The organism is Sphingomonas sp. GW821-FHT09E03, from assembly GCF_059416225.1.
This window is the reverse complement of the sequence record NZ_JBWKOS010000002.1, coordinates 605,771-624,267: the sequence shown is the minus strand read 5'-3', so window position 1 is coordinate 624,267 and position 18,497 is coordinate 605,771. Positions and strand designations below refer to the sequence as shown.

General features: G+C 67.2%; 18 protein-coding genes. 11 read left to right on the top strand and 7 right to left on the bottom strand.

Annotated features, from left to right (window positions below; translation table 11 throughout):
- Positions 1-61 precede the first annotated feature (61 nt).
- The 3 genes from recF to AC07M8_RS07315 all read right to left on the bottom strand — a co-directional run bounded on the left by recF (position 62) and on the right by AC07M8_RS07315 (position 3,115).
- A complete protein-coding gene (gene recF / locus AC07M8_RS07325; RefSeq protein WP_495173692.1) occupies positions 62-1,117 on the bottom strand; it encodes a DNA replication/repair protein RecF in 1,056 nt (351 codons plus the stop codon).
- 104 nt (positions 1,118-1,221) lie between these two features.
- The gene (dnaN, locus tag AC07M8_RS07320; RefSeq protein ID WP_267396301.1) at positions 1,222-2,337 is read right to left on the bottom strand and encodes a DNA polymerase III subunit beta; all 1,116 of its coding nucleotides are present in this window, start codon (positions 2,335-2,337) and stop codon (positions 1,222-1,224) included.
- A gap of 121 nt (positions 2,338-2,458) precedes the next feature.
- The gene (locus AC07M8_RS07315; protein WP_267396300.1) at positions 2,459-3,115 is read right to left on the bottom strand and encodes an outer membrane protein; all 657 of its coding nucleotides are present in this window, start codon (positions 3,113-3,115) and stop codon (positions 2,459-2,461) included.
- Positions 3,116-3,253: 138 nt separating this feature from the next.
- Between AC07M8_RS07315 and AC07M8_RS07310 the strand changes: the two genes are divergently transcribed.
- The 4 genes from AC07M8_RS07310 (at position 3,254) to AC07M8_RS07295 (ending at position 6,478) form a co-directional block, all read left to right on the top strand.
- Positions 3,254-3,916, top strand: a complete 663-nt coding sequence (locus AC07M8_RS07310) for a histidine phosphatase family protein (RefSeq protein ID WP_495173691.1) — start codon at positions 3,254-3,256, stop codon at positions 3,914-3,916.
- On the top strand, positions 3,913-4,389 hold the full coding sequence (locus tag AC07M8_RS07305) for an invasion associated locus B family protein (protein WP_495173690.1): 477 nt from the start codon (positions 3,913-3,915) through the stop codon (positions 4,387-4,389). The genes AC07M8_RS07310 and AC07M8_RS07305 overlap by 4 nt, the downstream gene beginning before the upstream one ends.
- Positions 4,390-4,518: 129 nt before the next feature.
- Complete coding sequence (rlmN, locus tag AC07M8_RS07300) at positions 4,519-5,727, top strand: dual-specificity RNA methyltransferase RlmN (RefSeq protein WP_495173788.1); 1,209 nt, start codon at positions 4,519-4,521, stop codon at positions 5,725-5,727.
- Positions 5,720-6,478, top strand: a complete 759-nt coding sequence (locus AC07M8_RS07295; protein ID WP_267396297.1) for a sulfite exporter TauE/SafE family protein — start codon at positions 5,720-5,722, stop codon at positions 6,476-6,478. The genes rlmN and AC07M8_RS07295 overlap by 8 nt, the downstream gene beginning before the upstream one ends.
- Positions 6,479-6,599: 121 nt before the next feature.
- Here the strand turns inward: AC07M8_RS07295 and AC07M8_RS07290 are convergent, their stop codons facing one another.
- Positions 6,600-7,223, bottom strand: a complete 624-nt coding sequence (locus AC07M8_RS07290; protein ID WP_495173689.1) for a flavin reductase family protein — start codon at positions 7,221-7,223, stop codon at positions 6,600-6,602.
- A gap of 22 nt (positions 7,224-7,245) precedes the next feature.
- Between AC07M8_RS07290 and AC07M8_RS07285 the strand changes: the two genes are divergently transcribed.
- The 3 genes from AC07M8_RS07285 to AC07M8_RS07275 are packed head-to-tail and all read left to right on the top strand — an operon-like array spanning position 7,246 to position 9,974.
- Positions 7,246-7,953 carry a cytochrome b/b6 domain-containing protein gene (locus AC07M8_RS07285; RefSeq protein ID WP_495173688.1) on the top strand — a complete coding sequence of 236 codons (708 nt, stop codon included), beginning with the start codon at positions 7,246-7,248 and terminating at the stop codon, positions 7,951-7,953.
- The gene (locus AC07M8_RS07280) at positions 7,950-8,693 is read left to right on the top strand and encodes a molybdopterin-dependent oxidoreductase (protein WP_495173687.1); all 744 of its coding nucleotides are present in this window, start codon (positions 7,950-7,952) and stop codon (positions 8,691-8,693) included. Before AC07M8_RS07285 ends, AC07M8_RS07280 begins: the two co-directional genes overlap by 4 nt.
- Positions 8,694-8,750: 57 nt before the next feature.
- The gene (locus AC07M8_RS07275) at positions 8,751-9,974 is read left to right on the top strand and encodes a class I SAM-dependent methyltransferase (protein ID WP_495173686.1); all 1,224 of its coding nucleotides are present in this window, start codon (positions 8,751-8,753) and stop codon (positions 9,972-9,974) included.
- Positions 9,975-9,980: 6 nt separating this feature from the next.
- Here the strand turns inward: AC07M8_RS07275 and AC07M8_RS07270 are convergent, their stop codons facing one another.
- Entirely contained in the window at positions 9,981-10,340 is a 360-nt protein-coding gene (locus tag AC07M8_RS07270) for an EF-hand domain-containing protein (protein WP_495173685.1), read from the bottom strand.
- A gap of 144 nt (positions 10,341-10,484) precedes the next feature.
- On the opposite strand from AC07M8_RS07270, the gene AC07M8_RS07265 reads away from it, so the two are divergent.
- From AC07M8_RS07265 to AC07M8_RS07250, 4 genes are all read left to right on the top strand, one after another.
- Complete coding sequence (locus AC07M8_RS07265) at positions 10,485-11,702, top strand: argininosuccinate synthase (protein ID WP_495173684.1); 1,218 nt, start codon at positions 10,485-10,487, stop codon at positions 11,700-11,702.
- A gap of 69 nt (positions 11,703-11,771) precedes the next feature.
- Positions 11,772-13,286 carry an NAD(P)/FAD-dependent oxidoreductase gene (locus tag AC07M8_RS07260; protein WP_495173683.1) on the top strand — a complete coding sequence of 505 codons (1,515 nt, stop codon included), beginning with the start codon at positions 11,772-11,774 and terminating at the stop codon, positions 13,284-13,286.
- Entirely contained in the window at positions 13,283-15,055 is a 1,773-nt protein-coding gene (locus tag AC07M8_RS07255; RefSeq protein ID WP_495173682.1) for a hypothetical protein, read from the top strand. Before AC07M8_RS07260 ends, AC07M8_RS07255 begins: the two co-directional genes overlap by 4 nt.
- 126 nt (positions 15,056-15,181) lie before the next feature.
- Positions 15,182-16,798 (top strand): hypothetical protein, encoded by a 1,617-nt coding sequence (locus AC07M8_RS07250; RefSeq protein ID WP_495173681.1) that lies wholly within the window; start codon positions 15,182-15,184, stop codon positions 16,796-16,798.
- Here the strand turns inward: AC07M8_RS07250 and AC07M8_RS07245 are convergent.
- Positions 16,779-17,915: a GNAT family N-acetyltransferase gene (locus tag AC07M8_RS07245; protein WP_495173680.1), complete on the bottom strand. Its 1,137-nt coding sequence runs from the start codon at positions 17,913-17,915 to the stop codon at positions 16,779-16,781. The two genes, AC07M8_RS07250 and AC07M8_RS07245, sit on opposite strands and share 20 nt — an antisense overlap.
- Positions 17,916-18,029: 114 nt before the next feature.
- Positions 18,030-18,491 (bottom strand): RidA family protein, encoded by a 462-nt coding sequence (locus tag AC07M8_RS07240; RefSeq protein WP_495173679.1) that lies wholly within the window; start codon positions 18,489-18,491, stop codon positions 18,030-18,032.
- Positions 18,492-18,497 lie beyond the last annotated feature (6 nt).

Sequence of the window (18,497 nt, the reverse complement as noted above, 5' to 3'; positions counted from 1 at the left end):
CGACCCGCGTCAATGCCGTCGGCGCCGTGAACGATCCGTGACCGCTGCCGACAGCCGCGGTTCAGCCGAGCGCGACCCGGGTCGCGCCGGCGCCGACCTCGGCGAACAGCGCTTCCTCGGTGCCGGTGATCCATACCTGCTCATGGCCGGCGAGCCGGGCGAACAGGGCGGCGCGGCGCACCGGATCGAGATGGGCGGCGACCTCGTCGAGCAGCAGGATCGGCGCACGGCCGATCCTGGCGGCGACCAGTTCGGCATGGGCGAGGACGATGCCGAGCAGCAGCGCCTTCTGCTCGCCGGTCGACGCCAGCGCCGCCAGCTGCCGCTTGCCGAGATGCGTCACCGCGAGGTCGGCGCGGTGCGGCCCCACGAGGGTACGCCCCGCCGCGGCATCGCGCGCGCGGCCCTGGCGCAGCTCGGCGGCGAGCTGCCCCGCCTCCCCCGCCCAGCCGTGCAGCGCCAGACCGGCACGCGCGAACGGGCCCTCGGGTTGTTCGGCGAGCTGGGCGCCGAGCAGATCCACCGCTTCATGCCGCGCCGACGCCACGGCGGCACCATGGTCCGCCATCTGCGCTTCGAGCGCCGCCAGCCAGTCAGGATCGGCAGGCTCGTCCTGCGCGAGCAGGCGGTTGCGTGCGCGCATCGCCGCCTCGTAGCGCGCGGCATGATGGGCGTGGCCGGGGTCGAGCGCTAGGGTGAGGCGATCGAGGAAGCGGCGCCGCTCGCCTGCGGGCTCGACGAACAACCGGTCCATTGCCGGGGTCAGCCACAGCACGGTAAGCCATTCCGCCAGCGCATTGGCGGTGGTCGCGGCTCCCTGGATGCGGACCTGGCGCCGCTCGGGGCTGGCCGCGAGCGTACCGGTCGCGAGCTCGACCGGGTCGTCGCCGACCGCCAGCGTCGCCGCGACGCCGAAGCCGCCGGGGCCGTCCTGCCGCGCCATGTCCGACAGTGCGGCGCGACGCAGCCCGCGGCCGGGGGCGAGCAGCGACACCGCCTCGAGGATGTTGGTCTTGCCCGCGCCATTCTCGCCGGTGAGCACCACGAAGCCCCGACCCGGCGCCAGCACCAGGCCGGGGTGGTTGCGAAAATCGGTGAGGACGAGGCGCGACAGCATCGCTGCCCGCCTAGCAGGATGAGAACGGGTTGCGCGCGCGAATCGTATGAATGTTCATGACAGCCTACGTCACCCCGGCGAAAGCCGGGATGACGCGGAGAAAGTCAGACGCGCATCGGCATCAGCACGTAGAGTGCGGGCGCCTTGTCGTTCTCGCGGATCAGCGTCGGCGCGGCGGCGTCGGCGAGGTGGACCTCGACGGTGTCGCTGTCGATCTGGCCGAGGATGTCGAGCAGATAGCGGCTGTTGAAGCCGATCTCGAACGGCATCGAGGTATATTCGCCCGGCACTTCCTCGGCGGCGGTGCCGTTCTCGGGGCTCGTCACCGACAGCGTGATCTTGTCGCGATCGAGCGCCATCTTGACCGCGCGGGTCTTTTCGGTGGCGATGGTCGAGACGCGGTCGACGCCCTCCTCGAAGCTGCGCGGATCGAGCTTCAGGATCTTGTCGTTGCCGGTCGGGATCACGCGGCTGTAATCGGGGAAGGTGCCGTCGATCAGCTTCGAGGTGAGGATCGCCTGGCCGAGATCGAAGCGGATCTTGGTGCCCGACAGCGACACGCCGACCGAGCCGTCGACCTCGTCGAGCAGCTTGCGCAGCTCGGCGACGCATTTGCGCGGCACAATCACGTCGGGCATCGTCTCGGCGCCCGACGGCCGCGGCAGGGTGACGCGGGCAAGGCGGTGGCCGTCGGTGGCCGCGGCCTTGAGCACCGGCTCGGGACCATCCTCGGCGACATGGAGGAAGATGCCGTTGAGATAGTAACGCGTCTCCTCGGTGGAGATGGCGAAGCGCGTCTTGTCGATGATCTGCTTGAGCGTCTCGGCGGGGAGCTCGAACTGCGTCGGCAGCTCGCCCTCGGCGATCACCGGAAAATCGTCGCGCGGCAGCGTGCCGAGCGAAAAGCGGGCCCGGCCGGCGACGATCGTCATCCGCCCTTCCGCGGCGGTGAGCTGGACCTGGCTGCCATCGGGCAGCTTGCGCGCGATATCGAACAGCGTGTGCGCCGACACGGTGGTCGAGCCCGCCTGGTCGACCGCGGCGAGGATCGATTCGTTAATCTGCAGATCGAGATCGGTCGCCATCAGCCGCAGCTGGCCCTCGGCGGTCGCCTCGAGCAGCACGTTGGACAGGATCGGGATGGTGTTGCGCCGCTCCACCACGGACTGGACGTGGCTCAGCCCCTTGAGGAGCGTCGCGCGTTCGATGGTCGCCTTCATCAATATCCCCCAACCCCCGAGTCCGGGGCGTAATCGCCCTTGTTCCTACCCATGAAGAAGGGGTTGGAGCAAGCGCCCCGACCCCTCTCCCGATTCCGGTAAACGCCGCGTTAACGGCGGCTCAGAACCTGATGCCGTAGCTGGCGACGATCTGGTGGCGATCGGTGTCGACGTCGAAGCGGCTGCTGGTGGCGCCGTCGGCGTAATCGATCTTGCCCTTCTCGTAGTTCGAATAGCGATATTCGAGCTTGCCGTAGGTGTGACCGCTGAACGCGCGCTCGACGCCCGCGCCGACCCGCCAGCCATCGAGCTTGAACGAATTGTCGGTGGTGGTGTCGGTGTTGCCCGCGAGCACGTTGAGCTTGGCGTTGGTGTAGCCGCCCTTGACGTAGAGCAGCGTGTTGGGCGTGACGATCACGCCCGCGCGGGCGCCGACATAGAGGTCGCGACCCGCCTTGACGCGGCCATAGCCGAAGTCCTCGGTATAGTCGTTGCGGCTGCTCTTGGCAGTGGAGCCGGTGATCTCGCCCTCGGCACCGAGCACGACGCCACCGACCGCGACATCGTAGCCGACCCCGCCGCCGTACAGGAAGCCATCGGTCTTCTGGTCGTTGCGGCCGTTGTCATTGTCCTCGCTGCTGCCGGCGACGAGGTGATCCCAGCCGATCGTGCCCTCGACGCGCGGGCCGGTGAAGGTGGGGTTGGTGGACTGGGCGAGCGCCGGCGTGGCGGCGAGGGCGGAAGCGGCCAGCAACACGGCCACGGAAAGCTTACGCATACAAGAACTCCATTGGTTACGCCTCCCGAACACAGGGGAGATCGGCTAAATGGGCGTGTCCGCGGCCGGTTGCATGAACCTCAGCTAAACACGGAAAAGCGTTGCTTTTACGCCACAGGGGGTTGAAACCGCCGGGCCATGGACCATCCGCCGCTGGCCCCTTCCCGCCCCCAGGATCGCCGCGGCCGCGACTTCATCGCCCGGCATGGCGAGACGGTGTTCAATGCCGCCGGCCGGCTGCAGGGCGATCATCCGCACACCCCGCTGACTCGCGCCGGCTTTGCCCAGGCGGACGAGATCGGGCGAGCGATGCGCAACCTGCTCGGCACCAGGCCCGCGCTGACGCTATGGGCGTCGCCGACGGGCCGCGCGCTGCAGACGCTCGCGATCATCGCCGAGCATCTCGGGCTCGACTGGCATGGCGCGCGCACCGACCCGCGGCTGGTCGAGATCGACATGGGCAGCTGGGGCGGTTGTTACTATGCCGATCTCGCCGCCAAGGTCGGGCCGGTGGTGATACCCGGCGGACTGCTCACCCCCGCGCCCGACGGCGAGACCTATGGCGAGATCGCCGCGCGCACGGCGGCCTGGCTGGCCGATACCGATCATCATGATGGCGACCGGCTGGTGATCATGCACGGCATCTCCAGCCGGGTGCTGCGCGGGGTCTTGACCCGCGCCGCACCGCATCCGGCGTTCGCCGCGCCGATCGCGGCGAGCCTGCCGCAGGGATCGCTGGTGCTGATCGAGCACGGCCGCGAGCGGCTGGTGCATCGTGGCACCGGTCACGCCCCGGCATGAGGGCGGCGCTGGCGCTGCTGCTGGCCGCCGCCGCCGCGCCGGCGGCGTCACGCGACACGATCGGCGTGTACCAAGGCTGGGGTGCGTTTCGCGATGCGACGCCGCACCGCTGCTTCGCGATCGCGCGGCCGGTCGCGGCGGGCGGGCGCAGCACCGGCTTTGCCAGCATCGCCACCTGGCCCGAGCGGGGCCTGCGCGAATCGCTCCACATCCGCCTCAGCCGCGAGCGCGATCGTGCCGCCGGTGTCACGCTGACGGTCGGCGAGCGGCGGTTCGAGCTGGTCGCCAACAGCCGCGATGCCTGGGCCGCCGATGCGCCGAGCGATCGCGCGCTGGTCGCCGTGTTGCGATCGGGCCGGAGCATGAGCATCGAGGCGGTTGCCACGGGCGGGCGGCCGTTCGCCGACGTCTATGCGCTCGCCGGCGCGGCGACCGCGATCGATGCCGCGGCGCTGGCGTGCGTCGGCCATTAGCGATCCGTCACTCCGGTGAAGGCTCGAGTCTTGCGGTGGCACGCTGGCCGCTCGGGATGCCCGCGCCGGCTGGCTTGACCGATGTGGCGGCGGGATGGAAATTTCGCCGATCTCTGCTATATGGCCGCGATGCTCACAGTGTCGACGCCGCCGATGCCCATCCCCGGGCACATCGATCCCGTGCCCGTTCCGCGGGCGCCGAGCCTGCGCGAGGACGGGCGTGTCGACCTGATCGGGCTGACCAAGGACCAGCTGCGCCAGGCGCTGCTCGATGGCGGCATGGAGCTGAAGCAGGCGAAATTGCGCGCCAAGCAGATCTGGCACTGGCTCTACAACCGCGGCGCCACCGAGTTCGCGTCGATGAGCGACATCTCCAAGACCATGCACCCGTGGCTGGAGCAGCGGTTCGTGATCGGCCGCCCCGAGGTGATCGAGGCGCAGGTCTCCACCGACGGCACCCGCAAGTGGCTGCTGCGCTCGCCCGATGGGCAGGATTATGAGGCGGTGTTCATCCCCGACGCCGATCGCGGCACGCTGTGCGTATCGAGCCAGGTCGGCTGCACGCTCAACTGCCGCTTCTGCCACACCGGGACGATGCGGCTGGTGCGCAACCTCACCGCGGGCGAGATCGTCGGCCAGGTGATGCTCGCACGCGATGCGCTCGGCGAATGGCCGTCGCAGCCCGAAGGCCGCATGCTCACCAACATCGTGATGATGGGCATGGGCGAGCCCTTGTACAATTTCGATGCGGTGCGCGACGCGCTCAAGCTGGTGATGGACGGCGATGGCCTGGCGCTGTCGAAGCGGCGGATCACCCTCTCCACCTCGGGCGTGGTGCCGATGATGGCGCGCGCCGGCGAGGAGATCGGCGTCAATCTTGCGGTGTCGCTTCATGCCGTCACCAAGGAGGTGCGCGACGAGATCGTGCCGCTCAACAAGAAATACGGGATCGAGGAGCTGCTGCAGGCCTGCGCCGATTATCCCGGCGCCAACAATGCCCGGCGGATCACGTTCGAATATGTGATGCTCAAGGACAAGAACGATTCGGACGCCGAGGCGCACGAGCTCGTCCGCCTGCTGCGCAAATATCAGCTGCCCGCCAAGGTCAATCTGATCCCGTTCAATCCCTGGCCGGGCGCCCCCTACGACACCTCGACGCCCGAGCGCGTACGCGCCTTCTCCGACATCGTGTTCCAGGGCGGAATCTCGGCACCGGTGCGCACCCCGCGCGGGCGCGATATCGATGCTGCCTGCGGCCAGCTCAAGACCGCCGCCGAGAAGAAGAGCCGCGCGCAGATGGACCGCGAGGCCGAGGAGAAGATGGCCGCGCTTGGCTGAGTGGCTGGCGGCAGGGCTAGCCGGCGGCGCGGGGCTGGTGGGCGGCGCGATGAACGCGCTCGCCGGCGGTGGCTCGTTCGCGACCATGCCGACGCTGATCGCGCTTGGCCTGCCCTCCACCCACGCCAATGCGACCAGCAACGTCGCGGTCGAGCCCGGCGCGATCGCGAGCGCCTGGGCCTATCGTGACGGCCTAACGCCCCTGTCAGGCGTCGGCGTGCGGACGCTGGCGGCGATCACCTTCACCGGCGGCCTGGCGGGCAGCCTGCTGCTGGTACTGACTCCGCCGAGCGCGTTCGACGTGATCGTGCCCTGGCTGCTGCTCGCGGCGACGATCGCGATCGCGCTGGGCCGCCGCGCCGCCGACTGGCTGCATAGCCGGTTCGCCGCGGGGCCGCGCACGCTGGTCGCAGGGCAGGCGCTGCTCGGCATCTACGGCGGCTATTTCGGCGGCGGCATCGGCATGATGCTGACCGCAATGTGGGGGCTGCTGACCGGCAAGGAGCCGGCCGAGCTCGCCGCGCTGCGGACGCTGATGCTCGCCACCGCCAATGCCGCGGCGACATTGGTGTTTGTCGCGACGGGGATGGTCGGCTGGGCGCTGGGGGTGCCGATGATGGTCGGCTCGATCGCCGGCGGCTATCTCGGCGCGCTGCTCGGCAAACGGCTGTCGCCGGGGGTGATCCGCGGCTGGACCCTGCTGGTGACGATCGTCACCACGATCGTGTTCTTCTGGCGGGCCTATCACTGACCAGGAAGCGCATTCCTCGCTCGCGTCATGCCTTTCGCTCGTGCTGGGCCTGTCAAAGCACTGCCCTTCAACGGATCCAGGGCGAGCGGATAGGTTCGTATCGACGGCTAGGCTGCTCCGCTCACGCTCCCGGCCGCCCCATCTTGAACAATGCGTCCTCGGTGATCTCGAAGTAATCCGCCGGACCACCGCCGCGGGTGATCGGGCGGGCACGGGCGGTCTGGTAGACGCCGTCGTCGAGCATCGCGACGTCGATATGGATGCCGACCGCCTCGCCGATCACCAGATATTGGTCGATCGGCGCGCCATCCTTGTCCTGAAGCTGGATCAACTGGGTGAGCTTGCACTCGAACGCCGCCGGGCTCGCCGCCACCCGCGGCGGTGCGACCAGGCGCGACGGCGCCGCCTCGATCCCCGCCAGGGTGAATTCGTCGACGTCCGGCGGCACGATCGCCGCGCTCGCGTTCATCGGCTCGGCGAGCGCACGGGTCGCGAGATTCCAGACGAATTCGCCGGTGGCGCGGATGTTGGCGACGCTGTCCTTCATGCCGACGGATGAAAAGGCGATCAGCGGCGGGCGGTAGCTGATCAGGTTGAAGAAGCTGTAGGGCGCAAGATTGCGCACCCCGCTGGGCGACACCGAGCTGATCCAGCCGATCGGGCGCGGCGCGACGATCGCGTTGAGTGGATCATGGGCGAGGCGATGGCCGTCGCGCGGCTCGTAAAAATGCCATTCGGTGTTCATGCGAACTTTGCTAGGCGGGTGCATGCCCGCCGCCAAGCCCGGAACGCTGATCCACCGCCACGCGCTTGCGACGCGGCTGTGGCATTGGCTCAACGCCATCGCGATCGTCATCCTGCTCGGCTCGGGACTCGGCATCTCCAACGCCCATCCGCGGCTTTACTGGGGACGCTATGGCGCCAATTTCGACCATGCCTGGGCGCAGCTGCCGCACTTTCCCGCCTGGATCACCATTCCCGGCAGCTACAATCTCGCCATTTCCCGGCGCTGGCATCTGTTCTTCGCGCTGGTGCTGGCGTTCGGCCTGCTCGCCTTCCTGGTCGCAAGCCTGATCAACCGCCATGTCCAGCGCAATTTGCGGTTGCGCGCGGCTGAGCTGACGCCGGCCCACCTTGCCGAGGATGTGCGCGATCACCTCGCCTTCCGTTTCCACGATGCCGATGATCCCGGCGCCTACAACACGCTGCAGAAGCTGTCCTACGTGCTGGTGATCTTCGGCGCGATCCCGCTGATGATCTTCACCGGGCTCGCGCTGTCGCCAGGCATGGATGCGGCATGGCCGTGGCTGCTCGAGCTGTTCGGCGGCCGCCAGTCGGCCCGCTCGCTGCACTTCATCGCCGCCTCGCTGATCGGCGGCTTCACCGTGGTCCATCTCGCTTTGGTGATCCTCGCCGGGGTCGGCAACGAGCTGCGCTCGATGATCACCGGCTGGTGGAAGGTCCCCTCGGCATGATTGCGCGGCGCAACTTGCTCGCCGGCGGCGCGGGGCTGCTGCTCGCCGGCTGCGACCGGGTGGTGCAGATTCCCGCGGCGCGGAAGATCCTGTTCAAGGGCGAGGACATGCAGCGCGGGCTGCAGCGGGCGCTGATGGACCGCAGCGCGCTCGCGCCCGAGTTCCGCCCCGACCAGATGTCGCCGATCTTCCGCGCCAACGGCACCCACGATCCGGGCACGCCGGCCTATGCGGCTATGGTTGCCAACCAGTTCGCCGACTATCGGCTGCAGGTGCGCGGGCTGGTCGATCGTCCGCTGTCGCTCAGCCTCGCGCAGCTGGCCTCTATGCCGGCCCGCTCGCAGATCACCCGCCACGATTGCGTCGAAGGGTGGAGCGCGATCGGCCAGTGGCAGGGGCCGCTGCTCGGTACATTGCTCAAGGTCGCGGCGATGCGGCGCTCGGCGCGCTATGTCGTCTTCACCTGCGCCGACCTGTTCAACGGCACGCCTTACTACGAATCGATCGACACGGTCGACGCCTTCCACCCGCAGACCATCCTCGCGCTCAAGATGAACGGCGCCAGGCTCGGCGTGGCGCATGGCGCGCCGGTGCGGCTGCGCGTCGAACGCCAGCTCGGCTACAAGCACGCCAAATATGTGATGGCGATCGATGCGGTCGCGAGCCTCGATGGCATTGGCAAGGGCAAGGGCGGCTATTGGGAGGACAATGTGGATTACGACTGGTACGCCGGCATTTGAGCCACTGCGGACCATGCGGGCTAGCATCATTCCGTACCACTCGTTAGCAGACGCCGCATGGCGCTGATCGATCGTTTCCTCGCCCGCTTCGTCAAGCGCGGGCAGCTTACCGTTACCTACGCAGACGGGTCCACCAAGAGCTTCGGGCAGCCGGACGCGGGCTTCACCGATGTCACGATCCGCTTCGCCGATCGCAGCGTGCCGGGGCGGATCGTCCGCCATCCGGCGCTGGGCGCGGCCGAAGCGTTCATGGATGGCACGCTGATCATCGAGCGCGGCGACGTGCGCGACCTGGTCAATCTGCTCAAGGGCAACAACCCCTGGGAGAAGGGCGGCGGGCTCAACCCCTCGCTGCCGATCAAGCTGCTCGACACGGTTGTCCACCGGGTCGACCGGGTCAACATGGCGCGCCGCTCCAAGAAGAACGTCGCGCATCACTACGATCTGTCGGACCGGTTGTACGACCTCTTCCTCGACGCTGATCGCCAGTACAGCTGCGCCTATTTCACCGATCCCGCCAACAGCCTTGAACAGGCGCAGGCGGACAAGAAGGCACATATCGTCGCCAAGCTGGCGATCGGGCCGAACATGCGCGTGCTCGACATCGGTTGCGGGTGGGGCGGGATGGCGTTGTACATCCACGCCAAGACGGGTGCCGAGGTGCTCGGCGTCACCCTGTCCGAGGAACAGCTAAAAGTCGCCCGCCGCCGCGCCGAAGAGGCTGGAGTTGCCGACAAGGTGCGCTTCGAGCTGATCGATTATCGCGCCCTCACCGGCACCTTCGACCGGATCGTCTCGGTCGGCATGTTCGAGCATGTCGGCCCGGCGCATTACAAGGCATTCTTCCGCAAGTGCCGCGAGCTGCTCACCGACGACGGGGTGATGCTGCTCCACACCATCGGTCGGATGGGCGGTCCCGGTGTCACCGATACCTTCACCACCAAATACATCTTCCCGGGCGGCTACAATCCGGCGCTGTCGGAAATCGTGCGCGGCTATGAAGGGCTGAAGCTGTTCCCCACCGACATCGAGGTGCTGCGCGTCCATTATGCGCTCACGATCGATCATTGGTTTGATCGGACGGTCGCCGCCAAGGACCAGATCGTCGCCTTGTACGACGAGCGATTTTATCGGATGTGGACCTTCTACCTGGCCGGCGCGGCGGCCGCGTTCCGCACCGGGGGCATGGTCAATTACCAGATCCAGCTGTCACGCAGCCGGCTCAACCTGCCGCTCACCCGCGACTATATGATCGGGGGTGAGCGCGCGTTGCGGGGCTGACGGCCGCTATTTGCGCGGCGCGGCAGGGCCGGCGGCGCCGCGTTGCGCGGCCTGGCGGCGCACCATCGCGGCGAACAGCGATTGCGCCTCGGGTTCGGTGACCTTGCCGTCCTTGTTAAGATCGGCGCTGGCGAACCACAGCTCGGCAAGGCGCTTGGCGTGCACCGGATCGGGGCGCCGCCCTTTCACCGCCATCCCGGCGGTGCGTACCTGCACCTCGCTGCGGCTGAGCACGCCGTCCTTGTTGGTGTCGGTCGCGGCGAATTCCTTGCGGAACAGCGCGATGTCGTTGGCGCTCAGGCTTTGCGCCGCGGCGGGATAAGCGCCGCCGAGCGCGAGCAGCAGGACAAGTGAGGTACGGACCATGGGAAACTCCTGGAAATGACCCGCGCAGTGGCGGAGCGCGGCTAAACGCGTGCTGAATGACGCGCGTTCCGGTTGCACCCGGCGCCCCCTCCCCCTAAGCGCCCCCCGATTGCCGAATGCCCAGAATTGCTGATGGAGCGTGCCATGTCCGAGTCCGTGAACCGTGTCGTCCTCGCCTATTCGGGTGGGCTGGATACGAGCGTGATCCTCAAATGGCTGCAGCAGACCTATAATTGCGAGGTCGTCACCTTTACCGCCGATCTCGGTCAGGGCGAGGAACTCGAGCCGGCGCGGGCGAAGGCCGAGCTGATGGGGATCAAGCCCGAGCATATCTTCATCGACGACCTGCGCGAGGAGTTCGTGCGCGATTACGTGTTCCCGATGATGCGCTCCAACGCGCTCTACGAGGGACTATACCTGCTCGGCACCTCGATCGCGCGGCCGCTGATCGCCAAGCGCCAGATCGAGATCGCACGGATGGTCAATGCCGATGCGGTGAGCCACGGCGCCACCGGCAAGGGCAACGACCAGGTCCGCTTCGAGCTTAGCTATTATGCCCTCGCTCCCGACATCAAGGTAATTGCGCCATGGCGTGAGTGGGATCTCACCAGCCGCACGCGCCTCATCGAGTTCGCCGAGCAGCACCAGATCCCGGTCAGCAAGGACAAGCGCGGCGAAAGCCCGTTCTCGACGGACGCCAACCTCCTCCACACCTCGTCCGAGGGCAAGGTGCTCGAGAACCCGTGGGACGAGGTGCCAGACTATGTCTATTCGCGCACGGTGAACCCGGAGGACGCGCCCGACGTGCCCGAGTTCATCACGATCGATTTCGAGCGTGGCGATGGCGTCGCGATCAACGGCGAGGGGATGAGCCCCGCGACCCTGCTCGCCAAGCTTAACGATCTCGGTCGCAAGCACGGCATCGGCCGGCTCGATCTTGTCGAGAACCGCTTCGTCGGCATGAAAAGCCGCGGCATGTACGAGACGCCGGGTGGCACCATCTATCATCTCGCCCACCGCGGCATCGAGCAGCTCACCCTCGATCGCGGTGCCGCCCACCTCAAGGACGAGCTCGCGCCGCGCTATGCCGAGCTGATCTACAACGGCTTCTGGTTCTCGCCGGAGCGCGAGATGCTGCAGGCTGCGATCGACCACAGCCAGGAGAAGGTGTCCGGCACCGTGCGCCTCAAGCTGTACAAGGGTGGTGTCTATGTCGTCGGCCGCCAGTCGCCCAATTCGCTCTATTCGGAAAAGGTCGTGACCTTCGAGGACGACCAGGGCGCCTATGATCAGCGCGATGCGGCGGGCTTCATCAAGCTCAACGCGCTGCGGCTGCGGCTGCTCGGCCGCCGCGACCAGTAAGGTTCGTTAACGGAGTTTTAGCCTTGCTCCTTCATCCCTCCGGGCATCTCCGGGGGATGTTGGAAGAACATGGCGAGCAGCAGCAAGACGGTTGATGTGGCGATCATCGGTGCGGGCCCGGCGGGCCTCACCGCCGCCTATCTACTCGGCAAGGCGGGCTTTTCGGTGACGGTCATCGAAAAGGACCCCACCTATGTCGGCGGCATCAGCCGCACCGTCGAGCATCAGGGCTTTCGCTTCGACGTCGGCGGCCACCGCTTCTTTTCCAAGTCGCAGCCAGTGGTCGACCTGTGGAACGAACTGCTGCCGGACGATTTCATCGAGCGGCCGCGGATGAGCCGCATCTATTACGAGGGTAAATTCTACAGCTATCCGCTGCGCGCGTTCGAGGCGCTCGGCAACCTCGGCATCTGGCGCTCAACGCACTGCATGGCGAGCTATCTGCGCTGGAAGATCGCGCCCAAAAAGACCGTGCGCAGCTTCGAAGACTGGGTGATCAACCAGTTTGGCCACAAACTCTATTCGATCTTCTTCAAGACCTATACCGAAAAGGTGTGGGGCATGCCATGCGACGAGATGAGCGCGGATTGGGCGGCGCAGCGCATCAAGGGGCTGAGCCTCGGTGCCGCGGTGACCGACGGGCTCAAGCGATCGCTCGGCCTCAACAAGCGCCCCAACGACGGCATGCAGGCCAAGACGCTGCTCGAGAGCTTTCGTTATCCGCGGCTCGGTCCGGGGATGATGTGGGATGCCGCACGCGACCGCGTGCTCGAGCAGGGCAATCACATCCTGATGGGCCATGCACTTAAGCAATTGGCGCAAGAGCCCGTCACCGGCCGCTGGCGTGTTGCCGCGACGACGCCCGATGGCGGCGAGGTGACGATCACCGCCAACCACGTCATCTCCAGCGCACCGATGCGCGAGCTCGCCACACGGTTGCAGCCGCTGCCGCAGACGCTGCCACAGGCCGCCGACCTCAACTACCGCGACTTCCTGACCGTCGCGCTGATGGTTCGCGCGCCCGACCTGTTCCCCGACAATTGGATCTACATCCACGATTCGAAGGTGAAGGTCGGCCGCGTCCAGAACTTTCGCAGCTGGTCGCCGGAGATGGTGCCCGATCCCGCCATTGCCTGCGTCGGCCTCGAATATTTCTGTTTCGAGGGCGACGGCCTGTGGTCGTCGAGCGACGAGGAACTGGTCGCGCTCGCCACCCGCGAGATGGGCATCCTCGGCCTGCTCGAGCCGGATCAGGTGGTCGGGGGCACGGTGGTGCGCCAGGAAAAGGCCTATCCGGTCTATGACGATCATTATCGCGGCAATGTTGATGCGCTGCGGGCCGAGCTGGAGACTCGCTATCCGACGCTGCACTGCGTTGGACGCAACGGCATGCACCGCTACAACAACCAGGATCATGCGATGATGACCGCGATGCTGACGGTGCGCAACATCGAGGCCGGCGAGCGCATCTACGACATCTGGGGGGTCAACGAGGACGCCGAATATCACGAGGCCGGCAACGAGGGCGAGCAGGCCGCGCTCGCCAGCGTCCGCGCGGTGCCGGGGCGGCTGCGCGCCGCATGACGGCCAAACGGCTGTGGCCGGCGGTGATCGGCGGCTGGCTGCTCGCCTCGGCGGTGCTGCTGATCGCTTTCTATTCCGCCATTACCCTGTTCCGCTTTCCCGACGCCGACGATGCCATGCGACTGCTCGAGGTGCGCGACTGGCTGGGCGGCCAGAGCTGGTGGGATGTCGGCCAGCATCGCCTCAACGCCGGACATTATCCGATGCACTGGTCGCGGCTGATCGACCTGCCGCTCGCGGCGGTGATCGCTCCGGCGACACCGCTGCTCGGCCGGTTGGACGCCGAACGGCTGGCAATGGTGATTGTACCGCTGCTGACGCTGCTCGCGACCATGGCGCTGGTGGCGCGCATCACGCGCCGACTGGCCGATCTCGAGGCATCGCAGTTCGTGGTGTTGATCACCGCGATGTCGACGCCGATCGTGTTTCAGATGATGCCGATGCGGATTGATCATCACGGCTGGCAGACGGTGCTTGCGCTCGTCGCCGTGCTGCTGCTGATCGGACCGCCCACCTGGCGCCATGGCGTCGTCGCGGGCGCAGCGCTCGCGGCGCTGGTGACGGTGTCGTTCGAAGGCCTGCCGATCACCGCCGCGATCGCCGCGGTGACTACCTTGGCCTGGCTGGTTGACCGCCGCCGCGCGCCGTTCATGCTCGGGCTGATCTGGACGCTGTTCGGCGGTGCGGCGCTGCTCCATCTGGCGACACGCGGGCCGGATTTTTGGGCAATGCCCTGCGATGCCATGTCGCCGCCGTGGCTGGCGGTGTTCGCCATCGCCGCGCTGGCGCTCACCGCGGCGAACGCGGCGACACGGGCGCCACTCCTCGTGCGCCTTGGCCTGTTGGCGATCGGCGCGGCCGGGTGCCTGATCACCTTGCGCCTGTTCGCCGATGCTTGCCTGAGCGGGCCGTTCGCCACGCTCGATCCCTTGGTGAGGACCTATTGGTACCAGAATGTCGCGGAGGGCATGCCGATCTGGCGGCAGGATCCGAGTTGGGCGATCGTCAATATCGCCTTGCCGACCGTCGGCTTGATCGGCAGCCTGCTGGCGCTCCGCGACGCTTCGCCGGCCGTGCGAGAGCGCTGGTGGCTGCTTCTCGGCGTCATGGTGCCGGCAACGATCATCGCCTGCCTGGTGAGTCGCGCCGGAGCGACGGCGAACGCTCTAGCGCTACCGGGATCCGCGGCGGTGCTGATGCGGCTGCTGAGGCGGGCGCGCGCCGTCCGCTCGGCACCGCTGCGGCTGATCGCAACGGCGGGGGCACTCGTCACCAGTTCCCCGGGGCTGGCATCGGAAGGGATCATCGCCGCCGCGCACGCGATGATGGGCAAGAAGACCGCGGTGCCTTCGACGTCTGACGTCCCGAGATGCGCCAGGCCCGAGGACATCCGCAGCTTGGCCGCGCTACCGCCATCGATCATCTTCGCGCCGCTCGACGTCACACCGGATCTGGTCGCTACAACGAGCCACCATGCGATCGGTGGCAGCTATCATCGCAACGCCGCGGCAATCCACGCGATCATCGCGACCTTCATCGGTACGCCGGCTGAAGCCGAGACGATCATTCGGGCAAGCGGCGCCCGTTATGTCGCCGCCTGCCCCGGGCTCAACGAGATGGAGCTATACGCGCATGTTGCCCCGGACGGCTTGTGGGCTCGGCTGCAGCGTGGCGAACGCTTCAACTGGCTGCGCCAGGTGCCGCTCAGGCACACGCGGGTGTTGGCCTGGGAAGTGATCCCGCACGGCAGCGCGCCGACCAGCTTCTGAGGCGAAGCGGCAAGCATCATATCTGTCATGCCGGGCTCGCCCCGGGATGACGATCGTGGCGCCAACCGCACGATCACCTGCGCTGGATCGTTGCCGTCGCTGCTCTCGCGCCTTAGGGCGGTGACCATGACTGTGGAACGGCTTCACTGGTGGCAAACACGTTGGTTCGTCGTGGCGATGGTGATCGTCTCGATCGTGCCGCTGATCCGGCCCGCTATCCCCCCCTTGGTCGATCTGCTCGGCCATATGGGGCGCTATCGCGTCCAGCTCGATATGGGCGCGCATCCCTGGCTCGCCGACTGGTATAACTTCCAATGGTCGCTGATCGGCAACCTCGGCGTCGATCTGCTGATCGAGCCGTTGTCGCGGCTGTTTGGGCTCGAGCTGGCGGTCAAGCTGATCGTGATGGCGATCCCGGCGCTTACCGTGTCCGGACTGCTGTGGATCGCGCGCGAGGTGCATGGCCGCATCCCGCCGACCGCGCTGTTCGCGCTGCCGCTGGCCTATTGCTACCCGGTGCAGTTCGGCTTCGTGAACTTCGCGCTGTCGATGGGACTCGCGCTCAACCTGTTCGCGCTGTGGCTGCGGATGGGGCGTCTGGGGCATCTCAGCTGGCGCGCCGCGCTGTTCGTGCCGCTCTCCTGCGCCTTGTGGGTCTGCCATACCTTCGGCTGGGGCGTGCTCGGCGTGCTCGCTTTCTCGTCGGAGATGATCCGCCAGCACGACCTGCGCAAGGACGGTCGCGGCGGTCATTGGCTGGAAAGCTGGATCCGCGCCGGGCTCGGCTGCCTGCCGCTCGCCCTGCCCTTCGTGCTGATGGTGTTCTGGCGCTCGGGCGATCACGTCACCGGCAAGACCACGGACTGGTTCAACTGGCGCTGGAAGATCAACTGGGTGCTGATGGTGCTGCGCGATCGCTGGATGGCGTTCGACATCGCCTCGCTCACCGTGCTGTTCGTGATCATGTTCAAGGGCATGCGCGATTCGCGGGTGGAATATTCGCGCAATCTCAGCCTGTCGGCGCTGTTCCTGCTCGCCATGTACCTGCTGCTGCCGCGGATCGTGTTCGGCTCGGCCTATGCCGACATGCGCCTCGCCCCTTATGCGCTGGCGATTGGGCTGATCGCGCTGCGCCCGCGCGCCGGCCTGTCGATGCGCGGGGCGACGACGCTGGCGGCACTCGGGCTGCTGTTCTTCGGCGTCCGCATGGCAGGCACCACCGCGAGCTTTTGGATGTTCGCGCAGGACCAGGACCGCAAGCTCGCCGCGCTCGACCATGTGCCCGAAGGCGCGCGGTTGCTGACCATGGTGGGGCGGCGCTGCGTGGACGATTGGACCTATTCGCGGCTCGAGCACGTCCCCGGCATCGCCCTCGAACGCAAGCTTGCCTATGCCAACGACCAATGGTCGATGGCGGGCGCGCAGTTGCTCACCGCGCGCTATGCGATTGCCGGCCAGTTCGCGCATGATCCCTCGCAGATCGTCACCGGGGTGCGCTGTCGCGGCGAATGGTGGCGGCCGATCGCGGTGTCGCTCGCCTATCTGCCGCGTCGCGCCTTCGATTATGTCTGGCTGATCAACCCGCCGCCCTATGATCAGGCGCTGGTCGCCGGCCTCACCCCGATCTGGTACGACGGCAGCAGCGTGCTGTTCCGGATCGATGATCGCCGTCGGCCCAACGTCAGGCTCAACCCTGCGCTGTTCCCGCCGCGGCGCCGGCTGGTCAGTCGCCCGACCGCCTGAACGGCGCAAAGGCGGCGAGATGAACCTGATCGGCCTCGATCGCCGCGCGCTCGCGCACCAGGAAATCGCCGACCGCCTGGCGGAAATTGGGATCGGGCAGGTAATGTGCCGACCAGGTTGGCACCGGCACATAGCCGCGGGCGAGCTTGTGCTCACCCTGAGCGCCGGCCTCGACCGTCTTCAGCCCGCGCGCGATCGCGGCGTCGATCGCCTGATAGTAGCATAGCTCGAAATGGAGGAAGGGCACGTCTTCGGTGCAGCCCCAATAGCGGCCGTAGAGCGTATCTGCACCGATCAGATTGAGCGCACCGGCGATCGGCACGCCATCGCGCTCGGCCAGGATCAGCAGCACCTTGTCGCCCATCGTCTCGCCGAGCAGCCGGAAGAACGGGCGGGTGAGATAGGGCTGGCCCCATTTGCGGCTGCCGGTGTCCTGGTAGAAGGCCCAGAATGCCTGCCAGTGGCGCGGTTCGATCGCATCGCCGGTGAGATGCCGGATCGTCAGGCCCTCGACCGCGGCGGCGCGCTCCTTGCGGATCGCCTTGCGCTTGCGGCTCGCCAGTACCTCGAGGAAATCGTCGAAGCTGCGATAGCCGTCATTGGCCCAGTGAAATTGCGTGCCCTCGCGGATCAGCCAGCCCGCCGCCTCGAACAGCGGCAGCTGGGTGGGATCGACGAAGGTCGCATGCGCCGATGACAGGCCGTGCTGATCGGTCACCGCTTCCACCGCCGCAATCAACGGCGCTGCGGCGGCGGGATCGCGCAACAGCAGCCGCGGGCCCGGCACCGGGCTGAACGGCGCAGCGATCTGCAGCTTGGGATAGTAACTGCCGCCGGCCCGTTCCCACGCATCCGCCCAGGCATGGTCGAACACATATTCGCCCTGGCTGTGGCTCTTGGCATAGGCAGGCGCGATGCCCGCTGGCTTGCCGTCGGAGCCATCGACGATGATCGGTATCGACTGCCAGCCCGATCGGCCGCCGACGCTCGCCGATTGCTCCAGCGCGACGAGGAAGGCGTGGCTGACGAACGGATTGCCGGTGCCGGCACAGGCATCCCACTGATCGGCAGGAATTGCGCCGACACCGTCAGCGAGACGCGCGGTCAAGGTGGTCATGCCGTCACCATCCCCGGCAGACGAGGACGGTCGCCGGCTTGATCGATCGCATCTGGCTGCATGTTCGCCATATGCGGAGCCGGGGCGGTGCTAACAACCCCGGCCGGCCCATCATCAGTCCGCGAGTTGCACCACCGCGTCGACTTCCACCGCGGCGCCGAGCGGCAGCACCGGTACGCCCACCGCGCTACGCGCGTGCATGCCGGCATTGCCGAACAACGCGACCATCAGCTCGGAAGCGCCGTTGGCTACCTTGGGCTGGTCGGTGAAATCGGCATGCGAGTTGACGAATACGCCGAGCTTGACGATGCGGCCGACGCGCGAGAGATCACCGAGGTGCTTCTTGAGCTGGGCGACGATCATCAGCCCGCAGGCGCGCGCCGCGGCCTGGCCGTCCTCGAGCGACACGCCGTCTCCGAGCCGGCCGGTAACGAGCTTGCCGTCGATGAAGGGCAATTGGCCGGACAGATGGAGCAGCCCGCCCGCCTCGACGATCGGGACATAAGCGGCAACCGGCGCCGCCGCCTCCGGCAAGGTAAGGCCGAGTTCTTCGAGCTTGCGGGCAACATGGTCCATGATCAT

Bases quoted from the DNA above. Each gene is read 5' to 3' on its own strand.
- AC07M8_RS07280 (WP_495173687.1), top strand. From the start codon at position 7,950: ATGATTGCGCGGCGCAACTTGCTCGCCGGCGGCGCGGGGCTGCTGCTC.
- rlmN (WP_495173788.1), top strand. From the start codon at position 4,519: ATGCTCACAGTGTCGACGCCGCCGATGCCCATCCCCGGGCACATCGAT.
- AC07M8_RS07265 (WP_495173684.1), top strand. From the start codon at position 10,485: ATGTCCGAGTCCGTGAACCGTGTCGTCCTCGCCTATTCGGGTGGGCTG.
- AC07M8_RS07290 (WP_495173689.1), bottom strand. From the start codon at position 7,223: ATGAACACCGAATGGCATTTTTACGAGCCGCGCGACGGCCATCGCCTC.
- AC07M8_RS07240 (WP_495173679.1), bottom strand. From the start codon at position 18,491: ATGGACCATGTTGCCCGCAAGCTCGAAGAACTCGGCCTTACCTTGCCG.
- AC07M8_RS07260 (WP_495173683.1), top strand. From the start codon at position 11,772: ATGGCGAGCAGCAGCAAGACGGTTGATGTGGCGATCATCGGTGCGGGC.
- AC07M8_RS07310 (WP_495173691.1), top strand. From the start codon at position 3,254: ATGGACCATCCGCCGCTGGCCCCTTCCCGCCCCCAGGATCGCCGCGGC.
- AC07M8_RS07250 (WP_495173681.1), top strand. From the start codon at position 15,182: ATGACTGTGGAACGGCTTCACTGGTGGCAAACACGTTGGTTCGTCGTG.
- AC07M8_RS07285 (WP_495173688.1), top strand. From the start codon at position 7,246: ATGCCCGCCGCCAAGCCCGGAACGCTGATCCACCGCCACGCGCTTGCG.
- AC07M8_RS07245 (WP_495173680.1), bottom strand. From the start codon at position 17,915: ATGACCACCTTGACCGCGCGTCTCGCTGACGGTGTCGGCGCAATTCCT.
- recF (WP_495173692.1), bottom strand. From the start codon at position 1,117: ATGCTGTCGCGCCTCGTCCTCACCGATTTTCGCAACCACCCCGGCCTG.
- AC07M8_RS07315 (WP_267396300.1), bottom strand. From the start codon at position 3,115: ATGCGTAAGCTTTCCGTGGCCGTGTTGCTGGCCGCTTCCGCCCTCGCC.
- AC07M8_RS07275 (WP_495173686.1), top strand. From the start codon at position 8,751: ATGGCGCTGATCGATCGTTTCCTCGCCCGCTTCGTCAAGCGCGGGCAG.
- AC07M8_RS07270 (WP_495173685.1), bottom strand. From the start codon at position 10,340: ATGGTCCGTACCTCACTTGTCCTGCTGCTCGCGCTCGGCGGCGCTTAT.
- dnaN (WP_267396301.1), bottom strand. From the start codon at position 2,337: ATGAAGGCGACCATCGAACGCGCGACGCTCCTCAAGGGGCTGAGCCAC.
- AC07M8_RS07255 (WP_495173682.1), top strand. From the start codon at position 13,283: ATGACGGCCAAACGGCTGTGGCCGGCGGTGATCGGCGGCTGGCTGCTC.
- AC07M8_RS07305 (WP_495173690.1), top strand. From the start codon at position 3,913: ATGAGGGCGGCGCTGGCGCTGCTGCTGGCCGCCGCCGCCGCGCCGGCG.